This window comes from Lysobacter sp. Root76 (assembly GCF_001428685.1).
Classification (GTDB): domain Bacteria; phylum Pseudomonadota; class Gammaproteobacteria; order Xanthomonadales; family Xanthomonadaceae; genus Lysobacter.
Map to the genome: position 1 here is coordinate 548,176 of NZ_LMIK01000005.1, position 21,730 is coordinate 569,905.

The 21,730-nt window shown below is 68.5% G+C and carries 13 protein-coding genes; 6 read left to right on the forward strand and 7 right to left on the reverse strand.

What is annotated here, in order from left to right; genetic code table 11:
• Nucleotides 1-80: 80 nt before the first annotated feature.
• The 7 genes from ASE10_RS09750 to ASE10_RS09780 all read right to left on the reverse strand — a co-directional run bounded on the left by ASE10_RS09750 (nt 81) and on the right by ASE10_RS09780 (nt 8,005).
• The gene (locus ASE10_RS09750; RefSeq protein WP_055908005.1) at nt 81-512 is read right to left on the reverse strand and encodes a low molecular weight protein-tyrosine-phosphatase; all 432 of its coding nucleotides are present in this window, start codon (nt 510-512) and stop codon (nt 81-83) included.
• Between the two features lie 225 nt (nt 513-737).
• Nucleotides 738-2,516, reverse strand: a complete 1,779-nt coding sequence (locus ASE10_RS09755) for an MFS transporter (protein WP_056304767.1) — start codon at nt 2,514-2,516, stop codon at nt 738-740.
• 117 nt (nt 2,517-2,633) lie between these two features.
• Complete coding sequence (locus ASE10_RS09760; RefSeq protein ID WP_055908011.1) at nt 2,634-3,746, reverse strand: N-acetylglucosamine-6-phosphate deacetylase; 1,113 nt, start codon at nt 3,744-3,746, stop codon at nt 2,634-2,636.
• Nucleotides 3,743-4,519: a DeoR family transcriptional regulator gene (locus ASE10_RS09765; protein WP_055908014.1), complete on the reverse strand. Its 777-nt coding sequence runs from the start codon at nt 4,517-4,519 to the stop codon at nt 3,743-3,745. Before ASE10_RS09765 ends, ASE10_RS09760 begins: the two co-directional genes overlap by 4 nt.
• Before the next feature lie 34 nt (nt 4,520-4,553).
• Nucleotides 4,554-5,888, reverse strand: coding sequence for a D-tagatose-bisphosphate aldolase, class II, non-catalytic subunit (locus ASE10_RS09770; protein WP_055908017.1), 1,335 nt, complete (start codon nt 5,886-5,888; stop codon nt 4,554-4,556).
• Between the two features lie 22 nt (nt 5,889-5,910).
• Nucleotides 5,911-6,855, reverse strand: a complete 945-nt coding sequence (locus ASE10_RS09775) for an ROK family protein (protein ID WP_056304769.1) — start codon at nt 6,853-6,855, stop codon at nt 5,911-5,913.
• Nucleotides 6,848-8,005, reverse strand: coding sequence for an SIS domain-containing protein (locus ASE10_RS09780; RefSeq protein ID WP_055908023.1), 1,158 nt, complete (start codon nt 8,003-8,005; stop codon nt 6,848-6,850). The genes ASE10_RS09775 and ASE10_RS09780 overlap by 8 nt, the downstream gene beginning before the upstream one ends.
• Before the next feature lie 366 nt (nt 8,006-8,371).
• On the opposite strand from ASE10_RS09780, the gene ASE10_RS09785 reads away from it, so the two are divergent.
• From ASE10_RS09785 to acnD, 6 genes are all read left to right on the forward strand, one after another.
• Nucleotides 8,372-11,692 (forward strand): TIM-barrel domain-containing protein, encoded by a 3,321-nt coding sequence (locus ASE10_RS09785; protein ID WP_056304771.1) that lies wholly within the window; start codon nt 8,372-8,374, stop codon nt 11,690-11,692.
• Between the two features lie 127 nt (nt 11,693-11,819).
• Nucleotides 11,820-14,807, forward strand: a complete 2,988-nt coding sequence (locus ASE10_RS09790) for a TonB-dependent receptor (protein WP_055908527.1) — start codon at nt 11,820-11,822, stop codon at nt 14,805-14,807.
• 92 nt (nt 14,808-14,899) lie between these two features.
• A complete protein-coding gene (locus ASE10_RS09795; RefSeq protein ID WP_055908029.1) occupies nt 14,900-16,009 on the forward strand; it encodes a ricin-type beta-trefoil lectin domain protein in 1,110 nt (369 codons plus the stop codon).
• Between the two features lie 137 nt (nt 16,010-16,146).
• Nucleotides 16,147-17,256, forward strand: coding sequence for a ricin-type beta-trefoil lectin domain protein (locus ASE10_RS09800; RefSeq protein WP_055908032.1), 1,110 nt, complete (start codon nt 16,147-16,149; stop codon nt 17,254-17,256).
• A gap of 94 nt (nt 17,257-17,350) precedes the next feature.
• A complete protein-coding gene (locus ASE10_RS09805) occupies nt 17,351-18,706 on the forward strand; it encodes a Gfo/Idh/MocA family oxidoreductase (RefSeq protein ID WP_055908036.1) in 1,356 nt (451 codons plus the stop codon).
• 385 nt (nt 18,707-19,091) lie between these two features.
• On the forward strand, nt 19,092-21,689 hold the full coding sequence (acnD, locus tag ASE10_RS09810) for a Fe/S-dependent 2-methylisocitrate dehydratase AcnD (RefSeq protein ID WP_055908039.1): 2,598 nt from the start codon (nt 19,092-19,094) through the stop codon (nt 21,687-21,689).
• Nucleotides 21,690-21,730: the final 41 nt, after the last annotated feature.

The following is a 21,730-nucleotide window of genomic DNA, read 5'->3' on the forward strand; positions in this document are numbered from 1 at the left end:
CGCTCGCTAGGCTTGAGTTCAGTTCAATGAACGAGATCGTGTTCGATGTTGCGATAACGGAAACAGCGAGCGCGATCGCATTAATCGAGTTTCGCTAGCCAAGCATCCACTGCCGATGCGATGATCGCGCAGCTGCGATCGAATGCATCCTGCGAACGGCCGAACGGGTCGTCTATGTCGAGCTTGTCGCTCCAGCGCGAAAGCAAGTAGGCCTTGCTGCGCGCGGCCGGCGACAGCGCGAGCAGGGCGGCGATGTGACGCTTTTCCATCGCCAGCACCACATCGGCGCATTCGATGGCCGCCAGCGTGACCTGGCGCGCGACATGCGCTTGCGCGTCCAATCCATGCGCCGCGAGCGCACGCCGCGCGGCGGGATCCATATCGCTGCCCTCGATCGCGGCCAATCCGGCCGAGGTCACCGTGAGCGCCGATGCGCGGTGGCGCATCAGCGCTTCGGCCATGGGGCTGCGGCAGAGATTGCCGCGGCACACGATCAGGATGCGTTGCGACATGGTGCAGGGCCCATCAGGCGTCGCCCGGGTCGAGGGTCGTTCGGTGGCCGCATTCCCTCATTAAAGAACAAAGGCCGGTCGCGCGCATGCGAACGGCCTTGATCTTCATGAACGCGCTTTAATCCATTCGCGGGCGCATCCGAGCGATGAAGTTGCGATATGGGGATGGTGCTTGGGCACGGCGCGCGTCGGGCGGTTCGCCCGCCCGCGCCCGAAGCGCCGCCCTCAGCGGAAATGCGCTTCGATCTGTTCCAGCGACTTGCCCTTGGTCTCGGGCAGGAAGAAGGCCGCGACCAGGAAATACACCACGGTGCAGCCGGCCCAGAAGAAGAACATGCTGGCGTAGCCGTATTGGCCGACCGTGGGCAGGAAGATCGCCGCGATCACGGTGGAGACGAACTGGTTGATCAGCAGGGCGATGCTCATGCCGTTGGAGCGGATGCGCGTGGGCATCAGCTCCGATAGCGCCAACCACACGCACACGCCGGGGCCGACCGCGAAGAAGGCGACGAACACCAGGATGCAGGTCGCCACCGCCCAGCCGTGCGCGGGCGGCGGCACCGGGCCGATGCTGGCGCGCTCGATCGTCAGCGGGGCTTGCGCCGCGGCGGCCGGGTCGGGGAAGGGGTTGAGGTGCAGACGGCGGAAGAACGCACCGATTACGCTGTCGGCCTGCACGCTGTCCTCGCGCCGGATCGTCAGTTCGGCGGTGCCGATCGCATCGCTGCGCAGCGAACGCACGTTGCTGAAACCGCCGTAGGCGTAGGCCACCGTCAACTGTTGCGGCTGCGCCGCGGTGTTGCCGCCCAGGCGCTGCCATTGCGCCGCATCCAGACGCAGCGACAGCGCGTCGCCGGCGATCTGCTGGTGCAGCGGTTGGCGCACGTCCTGCAGGCCGCGCTCGGCTTGCAGGAACAGCAGCGCGGCCGCGAGCAGGGCCACGGCGATGCCGCCGCTGCCGAGCATCAGCAGGAACTTGCGCCCCTTGCAGTCGACCAGTACCAGCGCGACCACGGTCATCACCGCGTTGAGCAGCTTGATCGCCACGTCCGCCCAGTTCGCGGCCGCGCCGGGCAGGCCGGCCTGGTTGAGGATGTTGACCGCGTAGGCGAGCACCGAGTTGATGCCGGTGGCCTGGGTGAAGGCGAGGATCGCGCAGGCCAGCAGGAACGGCCAGACGTAGCGGCGGCTGAGCAGGCGGTCGCGCTGCTGGGCCACGCCGGTGGTCTGCTCGCTCGCGGGCGTCTGCATCTGCTGCAGAGTGGCTTCGACCTGGGCCGCGGGCACGGTGCGTTGCAGCGCCATGCGCGCCTGCTCGATGCGGCCGCGTCGCACCAGCCAGCGCGGCGATTCGCTCAGCAGCAGCACGCCGGCGCTGAACACCATGCCCGGCAGCAGGCAGCTCCAGAAGATCGTGCGCCAGGCGTGGTCCTTGACCGCGAACAGCACGCGCTGCTGCTCTTCGGCGGCCAGTTGCTGCACCGAAGCGGTAGCGATGTCGACCGCATGCGCGTGGTACAGCCCGATCACCGCGGCCAGCACCAGGCCGATGGTCAGCAACAGCTGGAACATCGCCGCGCCGCGGCCGCGCCGTTCCGGGCTCAGCACTTCGGCCAGGTACAGCGGCACCACCACGCCGATCAGGCCGCCGCTGATGCCTTGCAGCAGCCGGCCCAGCAGCAGCGGCAGATAGCCCGAAGCCAGCGCCATGATCGGAATGCTGAGGGTGAACAGCACGCCGCTGAGCAGCATCGCGCCGCGGCGTCCGATCAGGTCGGCCACCGCGCCGGCGAACAGGGAGGACAGCACGCTGCCCAACAGCACTGCCGCGACGACGAAGCCGAGTTGCTGGCTGCTCAGGTGCCAGCTCGCGGTCGCGGTGGTCTCCAGGTAGGGCAGCGCGCCGGCGATGATGCCGATGTCGATGCCGTAGAGCAGGCCGCCCATGCCGGCGATGAACAACAGGTAGCGGATGCGCCATGACGGCGTGGCGCTGGCGTGCATGGGCGTGGCGGCGGAAACGTCGTTCATCGTGCCGATCCTGTCTGGGAGGGGAAGGCCGCGCGGCGCGGACGCGTCGGCGGCGGTGGCGATTGGGGAAGACGATTCGAACGGGTGAGCTCAGGCCAGCGCGACCTCGTCCCCTTCGACGAAGACCCGCTGCACTTGCAGCTGCGGATCCAGCACCACCAGGTCGGCCCAGGCCTCGGCCTGCAGGCGGCCGCGGTCGTGCAAATCGAGGTAGTCGGCCGGATAGCGCGACAGGCGATCGGAGGCGTCGGCCAGGTCCAGGCCCAGCGATACCAGGTTGCGCAGCGCCTGGTCCATGGTCAGTGCGCTGCCGGCCAGCGAGCCGGTGCCCAGGCGCACGCAGCCCAGGCATTTGTGCACGCGCTGCGAACCCAGGGCGTACTCGCCGTCGGGCATGCCGGTCGCGGCGGTCGCATCGGTCACGCAGTACAGGCGCGGGATCGCGCGCAGCGCAGTGCGAATCGCGCCCGGATGCACGTGCTGCAGGTCGGGAATCAGCTCGGCGTACTCGGCGTGGGCGAGTGCGGCGGCGGCGATGCCGGGGCGGTAGTGGTCGAGCCCGGTCATGCCGTTGAACAGATGGGTGAAGCCGGAAGCGCCGGCCTGCAGCGCCGCCACGCCGTCCTCGTAGCTGCCGGCGCTGTGGCCTAGCTGGACGCGGATCCCGAGCGCGACGAGTTGCGGAATCAGCGCCAGGTGCTGGCCGACTTCGGGTGCGAGCGTGAGCACCCGGATCGGTGCGACGGCATGCAGGCGCCGCACCTGCGCCATGGTCGCCTCGATCGCCAGCGGCGGCTGCGCGCCCAGGCGTTCGAGGCTGATGTAGGGGCCTTCCAGGTGCACGCCCAACACCCGCGCCATGTCCGGCGTGCGGATGGCGATGGCGTCGGCGAGACCGTGCAGGGCCTGGACGATGTCGTCCTCGTGCGCGGTCATGGTGGTGCCGAGCAGGGCGGTGGTGCCGTGTCGGGCGTGGGTGCGCGCCACGGTCCGGGCGACGTCGCCGCCTTGCATGAGGTCCACGCCGGCGCCGCCGTGCACATGCAGATCGATGAAGCCGGGCAGGATCAGCGGGCCGTCGCCGCCGTCCGCATCGTCGTGCGTGGCGCGGATGCGCCGCACGCGTTGGTCGAACTCGATGTTCCCTCGCACCCATCCCGTTGCGGTGAGGATGCGGCCGTGCAGTACGCGTGGCGTGGTCAAGGTGGCGGCTCGGCGATGATCACCTCGATGCCCAGCCGCTGCAGTCCCTCGCGGTACTCGCTGCTGATGCCGTCGTCGGTGATGACGGTGTGGATCTGATCGAGGCGGGCGATGCGGTGCAGACTGACGCGTCCGAACTTGGAGGCGTCGGTCAGCACCACGACCCGGCGCGCGTGTTCGACCATGCGGTGGTTGAGACTGGCTTCGGCCTCGTGGTGGGTGGTCAGCCCGAACTGCAGGTCCAGCCCGTCCACGCCCAGGTACACGGCGTCGAAGCTGTAGGGGTTGAGGCTGGCCTCGGCGCGGCTGCCCTGCAGCGACAGCGATTGCTTGCGCAGCAAACCGCCGGTGAGCAGCAGCTCGACGCCGGGCGCGTTGGCCAGTTCCCAGGCGATGTTGAGGCCGTTGGTCATCACCGTGACGTCGCGATGCTGGCGCAGGTGGCGGGCCAGGGTCATCGTGGTCGAGCCGGAGTCGATGATGATGTTGTCGCCGGCCTTGACCAGCCGCGCGGCATGCGCGCCGATCGACTCCTTCAGCGGCAGGTTCAGCGCGTCCTTCTCGTGGATGTCCTGTTCCTGCGGCGGCGTGCGCACCAGGGTGGCGCCGCCGTGGTTGCGCGTGGCCAGGCCCTGCGACTCGATATGGCTGAGGTCGGCACGGATCGTCACCGACGACACACCGAACTGCTCGACCAAGTCCGCGACCTGCAGGTTGCCGTGCTGGACCAGCAATTGCAGGATCTGTTGCCGGCGTTGGCGGGTGTTTCGCATGACGGGCCTTGGTTGTCGGAACGGAAGCCGAAGCTTACCGTTCCGAAAGCACGCTGGCAGCAGAGGTTTCGTTTTCGTCGAACGCGCCAGCGCGGTTGCGGGCGCAGGCGCGGGCGTACTCGGCCAGGCGCCCGAAAATCCTGTGCCGGATCAGCGCCAGCGGCTCGGGCGCAAGGCGGCCGGCTTCGATCTCGCGCAACTGCTCGGGCATGAACTGGCTGAGCAGGATCGCCGGCGGCGGCAGCGCCTGCAGGTTCGCGAGCAACCGCTCCACCGCGGCCTGTACTTCCGGTTCGCCCCAGTAATAGCGGCAGCGGTCGCTGAGCGCGTAGCCGCGCAGCAAGCGCAGCTGGCGTTCGTCGCCGCTGTAGTGGTTGCGCCAATGCGCGGGACGTTCGCGCATGACCCGGTCCAGCACTTCGACCAGATCGGAGCGCTGCGCGGGCGGCAGCAGTTCGTCTTCGATCGCGGCCAGCGCGAACAGCGCCTCGCGGTAGGCGTAGGTCGCGGCCGGGCCGACCTTGAGGATGGCGTAGTGGTCGCGCACCAGCGCGTGCAGCGAGGCCTCGGTCTGGTAGTCGGTGGAATGCGCCTCGTAGACGATGCGCGGCTGGCTCTCGACGAAGCCCGACAGTTCGGCCGCGGCGCGAGGGTCGTAGTGGTGCACGCTGCTGTGGTCGAAGTCGACGCCGGGCTGCACCACCATCGCGATCACGCGCTCCCAGGCCGGAGCCAGGTCCGGTGTTTGGAAGGCGAGGCGGTGGATCTCCAGGGTCCGGGCGGCCGCGTCCGGGCGCGTCACCGACAGGCCGCCGGCGAGCGAGGCTTCGCCGCCGGGCACCGGCACTTCGGTGCCGATCACGTACACCGGCGGCGGCAGGCCGGCGTCGGCGGCGGTGCGTTCGGCGATCCGCGCCAGCTCGGCCGAACGCGCGGCCACGATCTCGTCCGGCAGCGGGGTGGGGTCGTCGGCGCAGGACATGCTGCAGTCGAGATGGATCTTGTGGAAACCGGCGGCGACGTAGGCGGCGATCAGCTCGCGCGCATGCGCCATCGCTTCGGCGGCCGGGCGTCGCTGCCAGGCGTTCGGACCCAGGTGATCGCCGCCGAGGATCAGGCGTTCGCTCGGGAAATCCTGCGTGCGCGCCAACTGCAGCACGTAGTCGCGGTACTGGGCCGGGTTCATGCCGGTGTAACCGCCGAACTGGTCGACCTGGTTCGAGGTCGCCTCGATCAGCAGCACGGTGTCGTAGCGGCGCGCGACCTGCATCGCCGCCAGCAGCACCTGCTCGTTGCTGCAACAGACGCTGTACAGGCCGACGTTTTCTCCACGGCGGTGGGCGGCGATCAGCGATTGCACGGCGGACATGTGGCCTCGGCGGTTCTGGGAATCAGGAAGCGCTGCGCTGACGCGCGAGCAAGGCCGCGCCGCGCGCGCCGCCGGCATCGCCGAACGCGGGCGGCAGGATCGGCGGCACGCGCGGGCCGCGGAACAGATGCGCGGCGACCGCCGCGGGCAAATCGCGGTACAGCAGCTCGAGTTTCGACAGGCCGCCACCGAGCACGATCACGTGCGGATCCAGCGCCAGCACCAGGCCGGCCAGGCCGTAGCCGAGCAGATCGCGGTGGATGTCGAGCGCGCGCAGCGCGGTGATCTCGCCTTGCTGCGCTCGTACCGCGATCGCGCTGGCGTCGATGGTGTCGCCGCCGAGCTGATGGTGGATCAGGGCCAGGCCGCTGCCGGAGACGTAGCGCTCCATGCAGCCGCGCAGGCCGCAGGCGCAGTCCAGCAGCGGTAGGGAATGACGTTGCAGCAGGGCGGCCGGCGCGCTCCAGTGGCCCCATTCGCCGGCGATGCCGTTGTGGCCGGCGATCAGCCGGCCGTCGAGGCAGTAACCGCCGCCGGCGCCGGTGCCGAGGATCGCGCCGAACATGCTGGGATAGCCGGCGGCCGCGCCGCCGTGGGCTTCCGACAGGGCGAAGCATTGGCAGTCGTTGCCGAGAAACAGCGGGCGCTGCAAGCGTGCGCGCAGGTCCTGCTCGACGCGTTGGCCGGTCAGCGCCGGCACGTTGGAGCTGAGCTGGCGTCCGCTGTCGCGATCGACCACGCCCGGCACGCCCAGGCCGACCGCCGCACCGGCGTGTCCGAGGTCGGCGTCGGCGGCGAGCACCAGGTCGGCGACCGCCTGCAGGAAGGCCTCGTAATCCTGGGTCGGGGTGGCGACGCGGCGCCGATAACGCACCTCCATCGCCTGGTCGCAGGCGACCAGTTCGATCTTGGTACCGCCGATGTCCAGGCCGTACCAGGTCTGCGCGGAGGCGTTCGGATCAGTCATGGCGATGGATGATCACGCCTTGGACGACACGGTTGACGGTGCCGTCGGGGAATGGATTGTCGGGCGTCAGGCCCAGGCCGGCGGAACGGTGCAGGGCGTAGCGCTGGGCCATGCTCAGCCACAGCGGCGCCAGCCAGGGATCGGGCAGGGCCGGTGTATCCAGAGTGAAATCGCCGGCATCGGCCCGCTCGTCGCCCGGGCCGACCGAAAGCACGCGCGCGGCGATGCCGTCGCGGCGCAGTTCGTCCAGCAGATCCTGCTCGTAGCGGCGCGCGACCGGTTCGGCGCTGCGCAGCAGCACCACCAGCGTCTCGCTATCGAGCGTGGACTTGGGGCCGTGGCGGAAACCCAGCGGCGTGTTCGCCAGCGCGAGCACGCGGCCGGCGGTGAGTTCGAGCAGCTTGAGCGCGGCTTCGCGCGCGAGCGATTCCAAGGGGCCGCTGCCCAGATAGATCACGCGCGTGTACGGCGCCTGCGCGAGCGCGGCCACGGCTGCGTCCCAGTCCGCCAAGGCGCGGCGGCCGTGCGTGGCGAGCGTGCGCAGCTGCTGCAGCCGCTGCGGCCACGGCGCTTGATCGAATACGGCGAGCGCGGCGAGCTGCATGCAGCTCAGGCTGCTGGTCATGGCGAAGGCGCGGTCGCAACTGGCCTCGGGCATCAGCAAGGTGAGCGTGTCGGCGCGGCCCTGGCCGCGTCGTGCGAGTTCGCCTTCGCCGTTGCAGGTGATGTCGAGGAAGCGTGCGTCGGCGACGCGTTCGCGCACCAGTTCCACCGCGGCGATGCTTTCCGGGCTGGAGCCGCTGCGCCCGAACGACACCAGCAGGGTCGGTCGCTCGCGCTGCAGGTACAGGGACGGATGCGTCAGCAGGCTGGTCGTATGCAGGGCGCGCACGTCGGCCGGCCACTGCGCATTGATCTGGTCGGCGACCATCTCGGCGATGAAGCCGGAGCTGCCGGCGCCGGTGAGGATCACCCGGTGCCCGGGCTGGCGCAGCCAGTCGCCGAGAAAGCCGTCGATGCGCTCGCGCTGCCGATCGAGCGTCGCGGCCAGGTCTTCCCACAGCGCGGGCTGCTGGGCGATTTCTTCGGCGGTGTGGGCTCCGCCCAGGCGGTGCCAGGCGGGCAAGTCGGGGAGCACGGGAGCGTCCATTCACGGTTCCTGTTGGGCACATGCACGATCTGTGTTTCCTTTCGAAAAGTCAAATATCGAAAGCTAATAGAAAGTTATCGGTTCCCGGGCCCCGCAGACAGTCGAATTAAGCTTTCATCATGCTGCTCTGCAGCAATCGAGTGGATGAGCAGAAAATACGCACGGACCGCGCCCGTAACTGTAAGTTGTGCTCTGCACAATCTTTCGATATAAAGAAAATATCCTTCTTTTTCCTTTGCAATTTGTTGACATATTTCGACGCGCTGCCCTAGAGTCGGCCGCAAGGGTTTCATATCCGCATACGGCGGCTTGGGGGCAAGAGTGGGAACCGATGCACGCAGCAGGGGCCGGCAGCTGACCGCAGCGATGTGCGGGCTGTGGCTGTTCGCCGCGCCGGCCCTGGCTGAACCTCTGGGCAAGCTGCGCGCGATCGCGCCGGCATCGGATGGCGCGGCCACGCCGACCTGGACCCTTACCGCCGACAACGGCGCGCGCATCCGCATCGATCTGCTGCGCGCCGATCTGTTGCGCGTGCAGGCCGGACGCAACGGCAAGCTGACCGCGCCCGCCGACAAGGCCACGCCGATCGTGCTGGCGCAGCCGGCGGCGAAGGTGGCCTACACCTTCGAAGAGGACGCGGACGAGCTGCGTATCCGCACCGACGCGCTGGTGCTGCATATCCAACGCCAGCCGCTGCGTCTGTCGATGGACCGGATCGCGGCCGGCAAGACGCTGCCGCTGTGGCGCGAACTGCAGCCGCTGGATCTGGCCAAGGACCAAAGCGTGCAGGTGCTGTCCAGCGAAGCCGGCGAGCACTACTACGGCGGTGGTCAGCAGAACGGGCGTTTCGAGTTCAAGGGTCGCGAGCTGGAGATTTCCTACTCCGGCGGCTGGGAGGACGGCGATCGTCCGAGTCCGGCGCCGATGCTGTTGAGCTCGCGCGGCTGGGGCATGCTCCGCAACACCTGGAGCGACGGCAACTACGACCTGCGTCAGCTCGACCAGTCCACCTTGCTGCATCGCGAAGACCGTTTCGACGCCTATTACTTCGTCGGCGCCGGCCTGCCCGAACTGCTGGACCGCTACACCGCGCTGACCGGCCGCGCCGGCCTGTTGCCGCGCTGGGCGCTGTCCTACGGCGACGCCGATTGCTACAACGACGGCGACAACAAGAAGAAGCCGGGCACCGTGCCCGAAGGCTGGAGCGACGGCCCCACCGGCACCACGCCGGACGTGGTCGAGAGCGTCGCGCGCCAATACCGCGAACACGACATGCCGGGCGGTTGGATCCTGCCCAACGACGGCTACGGCTGCGGCTACAAGGATCTGCCGAAAGTCGCGCAGGGTTTGGCGCGCTACGGTTTCCGCACCGGTCTGTGGACCGAGGACGGCGTCGACAAGATCGCCTGGGAAGTCGGCAAGGCCGGCAGTCGCGTGCAGAAGTTGGACGTCGCCTGGACCGGCAAGGGCTATCAGTTTGCGATGGACGCCAACCACGCGGCCTACGACGGCATCCTCAACAATTCCGATTCGCGCCCGTTCCTGTGGACGGTGATGGGCTGGGCCGGCGTGCAGCGTTACGCGGTGGCCTGGACCGGCGACCAGAGCGGCAGCTGGGACTACATCCGCTGGCATATCCCGACCTTGATCGGCTCGGGCCTGTCGGGCATGGCCTACGCCACCGGCGACGTCGACGGCATCTTCGGCGGCAGCGCCGAGACCTACACCCGCGATCTGCAGTGGAAGAGCTTCACCCCGGTGCTGATGGGCATGTCCGGCTGGTCGTCGGCGGGGCGCAAGCATCCGTGGTGGTACGACGAACCCTACCGCAGCATCAACCGCGACTACCTCAAGTTGAAGATGCGCCTGACGCCGTACATGTACGGGTTGACGCGCGAGGCCGAACGCAGCGGTGCGCCGCCGGTGCGCGGCTTGATGTGGGACTACCCGCAGGATCCGCAGGCCTACACCGAGGCGCACAAGTACCAGTTCCTGCTCGGCCGCGAGCTGTTGGTCGCGCCGGTCTACCGCAGCCAAGCCGCCAGCCGCGGCTGGCGCCGCGACATCCACCTGCCGCCGGGCCGCTGGATCGACTACTGGGACGGTCGCCAGCTGCAGGCCGGCGCGCAGGGCCGTCAACTCGATCGCCAGGTCGATCTGGCGACGCTGCCGCTGTTCGTGCGCGCCGGCGCGATCCTGCCGATGTACCCGGCCATGCTCTACGACGGCGAGAAGCCGCTCGACGAGCTGACTCTGGATCTGTACCCGCAGGGCGAGTCGCACTACACCCTGTATGAGGACGACGGCGGCACCCGCCGTTATGTGCAGGGCGAGTTCGCCGAGCAGGTCATCGCCATGCAGGCGCCGGAGCAGGGCAGCGGCGAAGTGCGCGTGCGCATCGAAGCGCAGCGCGGCCAGTACGCCGGACAGCTGCCGCAGCGCCGCTACGCCTTGCGCGTACTCAGCCGCGAGCGCCCGCGCGCGGTCGAACTCGACGGTCGCGCGCTGCCGGCGCTGGCCGACCGCGCCGCACTGGCCTCGGCTACGGAGGGTTGGTACTTCGATCCGGCCGAACGTCGCGGCAGCTTGCACGTGCGCACCGCGCCCATCGACATTCGCCGCGCGCTGGACTTCCGCCTCGACCTGCCGGTCGCGGCGGCCGTGCCGGACGATGCGTTCCCGACCGCGCCCGAACTCGGCCGCGCGCTGCCGGCCGACAGCCTGCTGGTGATCAACCGTCCTGCCGAAGAACCCGGCCACGCGCTGGAGAAGGCTTTCGACGACGATCCGGCGACCTGGTTCCGGACCCTGCGCAATCAGGCCGTGCGCACCGGCGCACACGAATGGACGATCGGCTTCGGCGAACGCAGCCTGATCGACGGCATCGAACTGGCGCCGCGCAACGACCAGCATTGGAAGCACGGCCAGGTCCGCGATTACGAGGTCTACCTGGCCGACAGCAACGGCGAGTGGGGCGAGCCGATCGCGCGCGGACAGCTGAAGTTGCAGCAGGAACTGCAGCGCATCGATTTCGCGCCGCGCGCGGGCCGGATGCTGCGCTTCCGCGTGCTGAGCACGCAGAACCCGGACGGCGACGCCGCCAGCGGCAGCGATCCGATGGTGTCGGCGGCGCAGAACGGCGCCGCGCGCGCGGTCGATGCGCTGCGTCCGCGCGATGTCGGCCCGATCGCCCTGTCCACCTTCCGCATCCTCGAACACCGCACGCCGGAGCGTCCGGCGCAGCAGCGGTATTTGTCCGAACTGGAGCTGCCGGCGGCGCTGGCCAACGAGGTCGCGCGCGACCGCGCGCACGGCGGCGCCGGCGAGATGCGCATGAACGGTCTGCAATTTCGCCGCGGTCTGGGCGTGGGCGCGGCCAGCCGCATCGATGTGCAGTTGCACGGCGGCTGGCGTTTGCTGCGCGCCGACCTGGGCATCGACGACCGCTGCCGCGAGGCCGGCGGCCTGCAGTTCCAGGTCTGGGGCGACGACCGCCTGCTCTACGACAGCGGCCCGTTGCGTGCGCCTGCCGTGGTCAAACCCGAACTGGATATCCGCGGCCTGCAGCGCCTGAGCTTGCGCACTCTCGGAGCACAGGGCGCGAAACCGGCGCAGGTCTGCGGCAACTGGGCCAATGCGGTCCTGATCGGACAGGAGGGCGATACCGCCAGCATCGCCACGCCCTAAGCCAGCGTCACACCAAGCACTCGCCTTCCGACTGCGGCCATGGGCCGCGGCACCGGAGCTTTGTTGCCTCACGCAAGCCAACCCGCACGCGCAGCGCCGAGCGCTGCCGATCGAAATGGAGCCGAAGATGTTGCATTCAAGCCAACGCTGTCGCCATCGCCGCATCCCCGTCACCGTGCTGTCCGTCGCCCTGGCCGCCGCCCTGGCGGGACCGGTCTACGCGCAGACCGCCGACACCGCCGCGCCCGACGCCGAGGCCAAGGAGAAGGCCACCGAACTGGAGCGGATCGAAGTCACCGGCTCCAACATCAAACGTACCGATGTGGAAACCGCTTCGCCGGTGCAGGTCATCAGCAAGCAGGACATCGAGAACATGGGCGCCCGCACCTTGTTGCAGGTGCTCGACAACCTGCCGGCGGCACGCCCGGCGCAGGTGGATTCCAAGTCGCTGTTCACCGGTTCCGATGGTGCCTCGCAGGCCAATCTGCGCGGCCTGGGCGCGCAAGGCACGCTGGTGCTGTTGAACGGCCGCCGCCTGTCGTACTACGGCGCGCCGGCCGGCTTCCAGACCCAGTTCGTCAACATCGACTCGATCCCGGCCGCGGCGATCGAACGCATGGAAGTGCTGACCGACGGCGCCTCGGCGGTGTACGGCACCGACGCGGTCGCCGGCGTGATCAACGTGATCACCAAGCGCGAGTACCAGGGCGCGGAAATCAACCTGACCACCGACTTCGCGCCGCGCTTCGATTCCTACGGCGAGCACCAGCTCAGCTTCACCGGCGGCTTCGGCGATCTGGACGAGGACCGCTACAACGTCTACGGCTCGGTCAACCTGTACCGGCGCGACCCGATTCCGCTGTCCGAGTGGTACGACAAGAAGCCCGAGCAGTACTACGTCAACAACCCGAACTACATCAACAACCTGCGCCTGGGCACCGGCAGCGCGCCGGGCGTGTTCAACCCCGGCAGCTATTTCGCGATCAATCCGGTCACCGGCCGGCGCACGCAAGAGGCCGCGCCCGGCTGCCAGAACGTCGTCGTCGAAGCGGCCGGTCCGCGCTGTATCTGGCAGACCTGGCTGAACAACGAGATCGACGGCGGCGCCCAGTCCGAACGCGCCACCGCCTACGTCAGCGCGCGCTTCCTGATCGGCGACACGACCGAAGCGTTCGCCGAGGCGACCTACACCGACATCGACCTGCGCGCCAACGGCGGCACCCCGCGCGCCTTCGGCACCACCACCGGCAACCCGACCAGCTGGTTCTCGCGCAACACCGGCAACACCGTCAACCAGTTCTTCTACCCGTACCTGGGCCCCAACAACGTCTACAACAAGGCCAGTCCGGCGCTGCGCGCGATCAACGGCGGCGTGGTCGGGCTGCAGTACCTGCTGCAGGACGTCGGCGACAACCACTTCGGTCAACGCAATACCGATAAGAGCTACCGCGGCATGTTCGGACTGCGCGGCAGCCTCGGCGACTGGAACTGGGAAAGCGCCTTCACCACGGCCGGCTCGCATTCGGTCACCTACCAGACGGCCAACGTCAACCTGGAAGGCTTCGAACGCGCGTTCGGTCCGTTCACCGTCGACCCGGGCACGGGACGCGTGATCATCTCCGACAACCCGGCCTACAAGTTCGGCGAGATCAGCGAGGCCAACGCCAAGCTGCTGCGCGAGGCCTATCCGACCTTCGACATCGAGTCGTGGACGCGCCTGCACACCCTCGACGGCAAGATCGAAGGTCCGCTGTTCTCGCTGCCCGCGGGCGAAGTGCGCGCGGCGTTCGGCTTCAACCTCAGCCGCGAAACCTTCTACACGCCCGGTAACGCCGACGCGGCCAATGGCCTGATCACCCAGCAGGGCGGTTCCTGGTTCGACGGCAAGCGCACCACCTACGCGCTGTTCGGCGAGGCGGTGGCGCCGATCACCGAGAAGCTGGAGCTGGAAGTCGCCGCGCGCCTGGACAAGTACCCCAACTTCAGCGCCAACCTGGCGCCCAAGATCGGCCTGAAGTACCAGGCGTTCGATCAGCTGCTGCTGCGCGGCACCTATTCCGAAGGCTTCCGCGCGCCCAGCCTGGCCGAGTCCGGCGAGGGCGGCGTGTTCGCGCAGATCGGCGGCTACCGCGACGAGATCCGCTGCAACGAAACCAACGCCATCGCCAGCCTGCTGCTGCAGTCCGCGCGTCCCGGCGACGTGGACCTGGGCCGCACCCTGCGCAATTCCGATTGCAGCCGCAACGTGGCGCGCCTGACCCAACCCAACCAGGACCTGAAGCCGGAGAAGGCCAAGATCGCGACGCTGGGCTTTGTGTACGAGCCCGCCGACTGGCTGTCGGTCTCGGCCGACTACTGGTTCATCTATCGCCGCAATGAGATCGTGGCACCGGACTACAGCAAGCCGGAGGACGTTCTGGAGCTGCGGCGCTTCGGCATTACCGACGCCGACCGCGCCAACTTGGCCGCCCTGGCGGCGATGTGCGCCGATCCGGCCAGCGGCGTGACCTGCCCGGGCACGCTGCCGGGCTACAGCATCGGCAACATCTCCAGCGTCGTCGGCCAGTACAAGAACCGCGGCCGCACCCTGGTCGACGGCTTCGACATCGACGCGCGCGGCCGTTTCGACCTGGGCGAATGGGGTCGCCTGAACGTCGGCGTGGCCGCGACCATCGCCCGCCGCAACATGTACTACGTCGACGACGCCTCGGGCTGGATGTACGGCAACTCGGTCGGCTACTACAACAACCCACGCGTGCGTGCGACCTTCAACGTCGACTGGAACTACGGCGACTGGAACACCAGCTTCTACGTCAACTACGTCGGCAGGACCAAGTGGGCCTACGACCGCATCGACAAAGAGGACAACAACGCCGAGACCTGCACCGGTAGCTATGTGTCGGTGGAGCCGAGCAAGTGCGACGGCGCGCCGGCCTGGTGGACGGCCAACCTGGGCGTGACCTGGCGGCCGACCGACAAGCTCACCGTCGGCGCGACGGTGAAGAACCTGTTCGACCGCCGTCCGTTCTACGACCCCAACGACTGGATGTCCTTCTCCGGCTACACCAACAACTTCGGCCGCATCTTCAGCATGACGGTGGGCTACAAGTTCTGATCGAAAGCGCGCGGCGGCCGCTCCCCGTGGGGCGTCCGTCGCGCACCCGGCCGCGTTCGCCAGAACGCCACGCCTTTCACAGGAGAGTTTCCATGCGCACCATCCGCTACGCCATGCTGCTGCTGTGCCTGATGCTTTCGTCCAACGCCTTCGCTCTGGTCGCCGGCGGCATGGTCAGCATCAAACGCCAATGGCCGGCCACCGAGCTGGGCTATCTGGACATGGACTTCCCCACCACCATCACCGACGAACCCGGTAATGACGGCTACACCTACTGGGCGCACCAATTCTGGTTCAAGAACGGCGACGGCGGCTACATCGGCCTGCAGCAACGCGACGGCAGCAGCAAGTGGCTGAACTTCTCGATCTGGAAGGCGACCGGCTGGACCGCCGAGCCCGGCGCCCAGTGCGCCTACTTCGACCACGAAGGCAGCGGCGTGCAATGCTCGATCGACTATGCCTGGCGCGAGCGTGCCACCTACGACATCCGCATCGTCGCCGAGGCGCCCGCGCAATGGGCGGCCTACATTGTCGACACCGGCAGCGGCGCCCAGCGCAAGGTCGCGACCATCCAGGTGCCCGCGACCTGGGGCGGCCTCACCGACAGCACCAATACCTTCCTGGAAGACTATGCGCAGGGCGCCAATGAACGTGCGAGCTGCGCCGCGGTGCCGGCCAGCAGCGCGGTAATGCACGCGCCGACGGCGGAGCAGGGCAGCGTGAGTCCTGTGTCCAGCACCGCGACTACCTATGGCAATTGCGTGGCCATCGCCCGCGCGGCCTGCACCGCGGAGCAGGATTGCATCGCCGCGGCCAACGTCTACGGCACGCTCGGCAGCCCGCAGCGCCTGCTCAACGAACAAAGCGGCTACTGCCTGGACACCTTGTCGGGCGGCACGCAAGCGGGCCTGTGGGACTGCACGGCCAACGCCAATCAGCAGATCGAGCGCGACGACGGCTTCCGCCTGCTGATGCGCTCGCGCAGCCAGTGCCTGCAGGCCGACGCCGACGGCAAAGTGCGGCTGGCCGATTGCGGCAACGGCTCGCGCCAGCGCTGGATGCCGATCCCGGGTTCCAAGGAGGTCTACAACATCGGCGCGCGCAAGTGCCTGGACCCGATGAACGGCGGCGTGCGCGGGGCCTACCTGCAGACCTACACCTGTCTGGCCAACGGCTATCAGCGCTGGAGCCTGAAGCCCTGACCGATTCCTCGCGGATCCGATTGGACAGTGGACTACAAGTTCTGATCGCAAGCGCACGGCGGCCGCTCCCCCTGGGGCCGCCGTCGCGCACCCGGCCGCGTTCGCCAGAACGCCAAGCCTTTCACAGGAGAGTTTCCATGCGCACCATCCGCTACGCCGTGCTGTTGCTGTGCCTGATGCTTTCGTCCAACGCCTTCGCTCTGGTCGCCGGCGGCATGGTCCGCATCGACCGCCACTGGCCGGCCACCGAGCAGGGCTATCTGGACATGAACTTCCCCACCACCATCACCGACGAGCCCGGCAAGGACGGCTACACCTACTGGGCGCACCAATTCTGGTTCAAGGGCGGCGACGGCGGCTACGTCGGCCTGCAGCAGCGCGACGGCCGCAGCAAGTGGCTGAACTTCTCGATCTGGAAGGCGACCGGCTGGACCGCCGAACCCGGCACCCTGTGCCGCTACTTCGATCACGAAGGCAGCGGCGTGCAATGCTCGGTCGACTATGCCTGGCGCGAGCGCGCCACCTACGACATCCGCATCGTCGCCGAGGCGCCCGCGCAATGGGCGGCGTACATCGTCGATACCGGCGATGGCAGCCAGCGCAAGGTCGCGACCATCCAGGTGCCCGCGGCCTGGGGCGCCCTGACCAACTACAGCCTCACCTTCCTGGAAGACTATGCGCAGGGCGACCAGCAGCGTAAGAGCTGCGCCGCAGTGCCGGCCAGCAGCGCGGTAATGCACGCGCCGACGGCGGAGCAGGGCAGCGTGGGTCCGGTGTCCAGCACCGCTGCCACCTATGGCAATTGCGCGACCATCGCCCGCGCGGCCTGCACCTCGGAGCAGGATTGCATCGCCGCGGCCAACGTCTACGGCACGCTCGGCAGCCCGCAGCGCCTGCTCAACGAACGCAGCGGCTACTGCCTGGACACCCTGTCGGGCGGCGCGCAAGCGGGCCTGTGGGATTGCACGGCCAACGTCAATCAGCAGGTCGAGCGCGACGACGGCTTCCGCCTGCTGATGCGCTCGCGCAGCCAGTGCATGCAGGCCGACGCCGACGGCAAGGTGCGGCTGGCCGATTGCGGTAACGGCTCGCGCCAGCGCTGGATGCCGATCCCGGGTTCCAGGGAGCTCTACAACATCGGCGCGCGCAAGTGCCTGACCCCGATGAACGGCGGCGTGCGCGGGGCCTACCTGGAGACCTACACCTGTCTGGCCAACGACTATCAGCGCTGGCACCTGAAGCCCTGACCGATTTCTTGCGGATCCGGTCGGATCCGCATTCATTCGAACCGCGCGTGGCAAGCTGAAGGCGGAACCGGCCGCGGATGCAAAGGAACACCTCATGAACCGTAGAGATTTCATCCTGGCAGGCGCCGCCCTGGGCGCGACCAGCCTGCTGTCGGCAACGCCGGCCTGGGCCGTCGACCGGCGCATCCGCCTGGGCCTGATCGGAACCGGCATGCGCGGCCAGGTGCTGCTGCGCGAGTTGCTGCGCCGCGACGACGTCGAGGTCGTCGCGATGTGCGACATCGAGCCGATCACGCTCAAGCGTGGGCTGGCGATGGCGAGCGAGGCCGGCAAGCCCGCGCCCAAGGCCTATGGTCAGGACGGCGACGAGCACGCTTACCGCCGCCTGCTGGAGCAGCGCGGCCTGGACGCGGTGATCATCGCCACGCCCTGGGAATGGCATGCGCCGATGGCGATCGATGCGATGCAGGCCAAGGTCGCGGTCGGCTGCGAGGTGGTCGCCGGCGTGAGCCTGCAGGACCATTGGGACGTGCTGGCGACGCAGCAGCGCACCGGCACGCCCTACATGCTGCTGGAGAACGTGTGCTACCGGCGCGATGTGATGGCGGCCCTGCAGATGGTGCGGGCCGGCCTGTTCGGCGAGCTGGTGCATCTGCAGGGCGGTTACCAGCACGATCTGCGCGCGGTGAAGTTCAACTCCGGCGATCCGGATCAGCCGTACGGCAGCGGTGTGGAGTTCGGTCCCAAGGGCTGGTCGGAAGCGCGCTGGCGCACCGAGCATTCGGTGCGTCGCAACGGCGAGCTGTATCCGAGTCACGGTGTCGGCCCCTGCGCGATGTACACCGGCGTCAATCGCGGCAACCGCTTCACCCACATCAACAGCTTCGCCACCAAGGCGCGCGGCCTGCACGAGTACACCGTGGCCAAGAGCGGCGGCACCACGCATCCCAGCACCCAGGTCAAGTTCAAGCTCGGCGACGTGGTGACCACGACCCTGGCCTGCGAGAACGGCGAGACCATCCTGCTGCAGCACGACACCTCGCTGCCGCGGCCGTATTCGCTGGGCTTCCGCGTGCAGGGCACCCAGGGCCTGTGGATGGACGTCAACCAGTCCATCCACCTCGAAGGCCGCAGCCCGGCGCACAAGTGGGAACCGTTCCAGGCCTACCAGGATCAGTACGACCATCCGCTGTGGCGCAAGTACGCGCAGGACGCCGCCGGCGCCGGTCACGGCGGCATGGACTATTTCGTCGTCCATGCCTTCATAGAGGCGCTCAAAGCCGGAGCGCCGATGCCGATCGACATCTACGACGCGGTGACCTGGAGCGCGATCACGCCCCTGTCCGAGCAATCCATCGCCGAAGGTTTCAAGACCCTGGAGTTCCCGGATTTCACCAAGGGCCTGTGGCGGTCGCGCAAGCCGATCTTCGCTTTCGACGCGAAGTACTGAGGGAATGAAGCCGTCGGCAGCGAATGCTGCCGGCGGCCGCGGTGCGGCTGTGGAACCGCCGAGTCCGCGAAGAACCGCATGCGGGACTGCGCCGGCACGAGCGGGGCAGGCCGATTCCACGCCCGACCCTTGCGGCCGCAACCTAGTCCGGGCCTGCGTCAGGCCCGTCGAACCACAAGACCTCTCCCCGGCGCGGAGGCCATGCTGGCGGCCTCGCCGTGCCGCCGCACCCCGGTCAGCGGGCGATTGCGGGATAATCCTCATGGCCGGGCGAGTCCCGGCCTTGGCGTCGTCGCCCTCAGGCTTCCGTATGGCCGCATGCGTGCGGGCTCCGGTCCGCGTGCCGCGTCGCCGTCCCTCATGCCTCCCAATCCAGCAGCCAGCCATGAATTCTGATTACCGCAAGCCGCTCCCGGGCACCGAGCTCGACTTCTACGACGCCCGTGCCGCGATCGAGGCGATCGCGCCCGGCGCCTACGACCGCCTGCCCTACACCTCGCGCGTGCATGCGGAAAACCTGGTGCGGCGGGCCGAACCGGCGATGCTGACGGCCTATCTGACCCAGCTGATAGAGCGCCGCCGCGACCTGGACTTCCCCTGGTTCCCGGCGCGCGTGGTCTGCCACGACATCCTGGGCCAGACCGCGTTGGTCGATCTGGCGGGCCTGCGCGACGCCATCGCCGAGCGCGGCGGCGACCCGGCCCAGGTCAATCCGGTGGTGCCGACGCAGCTGATCGTCGACCACTCGCTGGCGGTGGAAGCTCCGGGCTTCGACAAGGGCGCGTTCGCCAAGAACCGCGCCATCGAGGACCGCCGCAACGAAGACCGCTTCCACTTCATCAACTGGACCAAGCTGGCGTTCAAGAACGTCGATGTGATCCCGCCGGGCAACGGGATCATGCATCAGATCAATCTGGAGCGGATGTCGCCGGTGGTGCACGCGCGCGACGGCGTCGCCTTCCCCGACACCCTGGTCGGCACCGACAGCCACACCCCGCACGTCGACGCGCTGGGCGTGATCGCGATCGGCGTCGGCGGCCTGGAGGCGGAGAGCGTAATGCTCGGCCGCGCCTCGTGGATGCGCCTGCCGGAAATCGTCGGCGTGGAGCTGACCGGCAAGCCGCAGCCCGGCATCACCGCCACCGACATCGTGCTGGCGCTGACCGAGTTCCTGCGCCAGTCCAAAGTGGTCGGCGCCTACCTCGAGTTCCACGGCAAGGGCGCGTCCGCGCTGACCCTGGGCGACCGCGCCACCATTTCCAACATGGCGCCGGAGTACGGCGCGACCGCGGCGATGTTCTCCATCGACGACAAGACCATCGACTACCTGCGCCTCACCGGCCGCGAGGATGCGCAGGTCAAGCTGGTCGAGACCTACGCCAGGCTGGCCGGCCTGTGGTCCGATTCGCTGGCCGATGCCGAGTACGAGCGCAGCCTGAGCTTCGACCTGAGCTCGGTGGTCCGCAACATGGCCGGCCCGTCCAACCCGCACAAGCGCCTGCCGACCTCGGAACTGGCCGCGCGCGGCATCGCCGGCGCCTGGCAAGACGTGCCGGGCCAGATGCCCGACGGCGCGGTGATCATCGCCGCCATCACCAGCTGCACCAACACCAGCAACCCGCGCAACGTGATCGCCGCCGGCCTGTTGGCGCGCAACGCCAACGCGCGCGGCCTGAGCCGCAAGCCCTGGGTGAAGACTTCGCTGGCGCCGGGTTCCAAGGCCGTGCAGCTGTACCTGGAGGAAGCCAAATTGCTGCCCGAGCTGGAACAGCTCGGCTTCGGCATCGTCGGTTTCGCCTGCACCACCTGCAACGGCATGAGCGGCGCGCTGGATCCGGCGATCCAGAAGGAAGTGATCGAACGCGACCTCTACGCGACCGCCGTGCTGTCGGGCAACCGCAACTTCGACGGCCGCATCCATCCCTACGCCAAGCAGGCGTTCCTGGCCTCGCCGCCGCTGGTGGTCGCCTACGCCATCGCCGGCACGGTGCGCTTCGATATCGAGAAGGACGCGCTCGGCTTCGACGCCGACGGCCAGCCGATCACGCTCAAGGACCTGTGGCCCAGCGACGAGGAGATCGACGCGATCGTCGCCGCCAGCGTGAAGCCCGAGCAGTTCCGCCAGGTCTACGACCCGATGTTCAAGTTCAGCGTCGAGCACGGCGCCAAGATCAGCCCGCTGTACGACTGGCGTCCGCAGAGCACCTACATCCGCCGTCCGCCGTACTGGGAAGGCGCGCTGGCCGGCGAACGCACGCTGACCGGCATGCGTCCGCTCGCGGTGCTCGGCGATAACATCACCACCGATCACCTGTCGCCGTCGAACGCGATCCTGCTCGACAGCGCCGCCGGCGAGTACCTGGCGAAGATGGGCCTGCCGGAAGAGGACTTCAATTCCTACGCGACCCACCGCGGCGATCACCTCACCGCGCAGCGCGCGACCTTCGCCAATCCCAAGCTGCTCAACGAAATGGTCCGCGACGAGGCCGGCAAGGTCGTGCAGGGCTCGCTGGCGCGGATCGAACCGGAGGGCCAGGTGGCGCGCATGTGGGAGGCGATCGAGACCTATATGGACCGCCGCCAGCCGCTGATCATCGTCGCCGGCGCCGACTACGGCCAGGGCTCCTCGCGCGACTGGGCGGCCAAGGGCGTGCGCCTGGCGGGCGTGGAGGCGATCGCGGCCGAGGGCTTCGAGCGCATCCACCGCACCAACCTGATCGGCATGGGCGTGCTGCCGCTGGAGTTCCTGCCCGGCACCGACCGCAAGACGATCGGTCTGGACGGCACCGAGACCTTCGACGTGATCGGCGAACGCACGCCGCGCGCGACGCTGACGCTGGTCGTCCATCGCCGCAACGGCGAGCGCGTCGAAGTGCCGGTGACCTGCCGCCTCGACACCGCCGAGGAAGTCTCGATCTACGAGGCCGGCGGCGTGCTGCAGCGCTTCGCCAACGACTTCCTGGAATCCGTGCAGGCGGCCTGAGGCCGCCCGCGATTCCCGAACGCAACCGCTAGAGAATGCCC

Excerpts from the sequence above, each read along its gene's own strand:
- ASE10_RS09765 (WP_055908014.1), bottom strand. The coding sequence starts at position 4,519 with ATGCGAAACACCCGCCAACGCCGGCAACAGATCCTGCAATTGCTGGTC.
- ASE10_RS09805 (WP_055908036.1), top strand. The coding sequence starts at position 17,351 with ATGAACCGTAGAGATTTCATCCTGGCAGGCGCCGCCCTGGGCGCGACC.
- ASE10_RS09780 (WP_055908023.1), bottom strand. The coding sequence starts at position 8,005 with ATGGACGCTCCCGTGCTCCCCGACTTGCCCGCCTGGCACCGCCTGGGC.
- ASE10_RS09755 (WP_056304767.1), bottom strand. The coding sequence starts at position 2,516 with ATGCACGCCAGCGCCACGCCGTCATGGCGCATCCGCTACCTGTTGTTC.
- ASE10_RS09770 (WP_055908017.1), bottom strand. The coding sequence starts at position 5,888 with ATGTCCGCCGTGCAATCGCTGATCGCCGCCCACCGCCGTGGAGAAAAC.
- ASE10_RS09750 (WP_055908005.1), bottom strand. The coding sequence starts at position 512 with ATGTCGCAACGCATCCTGATCGTGTGCCGCGGCAATCTCTGCCGCAGC.
- ASE10_RS09800 (WP_055908032.1), top strand. The coding sequence starts at position 16,147 with ATGCGCACCATCCGCTACGCCGTGCTGTTGCTGTGCCTGATGCTTTCG.
- ASE10_RS09785 (WP_056304771.1), top strand. The coding sequence starts at position 8,372 with ATGTGCGGGCTGTGGCTGTTCGCCGCGCCGGCCCTGGCTGAACCTCTG.
- ASE10_RS09790 (WP_055908527.1), top strand. The coding sequence starts at position 11,820 with ATGTTGCATTCAAGCCAACGCTGTCGCCATCGCCGCATCCCCGTCACC.
- ASE10_RS09795 (WP_055908029.1), top strand. The coding sequence starts at position 14,900 with ATGCGCACCATCCGCTACGCCATGCTGCTGCTGTGCCTGATGCTTTCG.
- ASE10_RS09775 (WP_056304769.1), bottom strand. The coding sequence starts at position 6,855 with ATGACTGATCCGAACGCCTCCGCGCAGACCTGGTACGGCCTGGACATC.
- acnD (WP_055908039.1), top strand. The coding sequence starts at position 19,092 with ATGAATTCTGATTACCGCAAGCCGCTCCCGGGCACCGAGCTCGACTTC.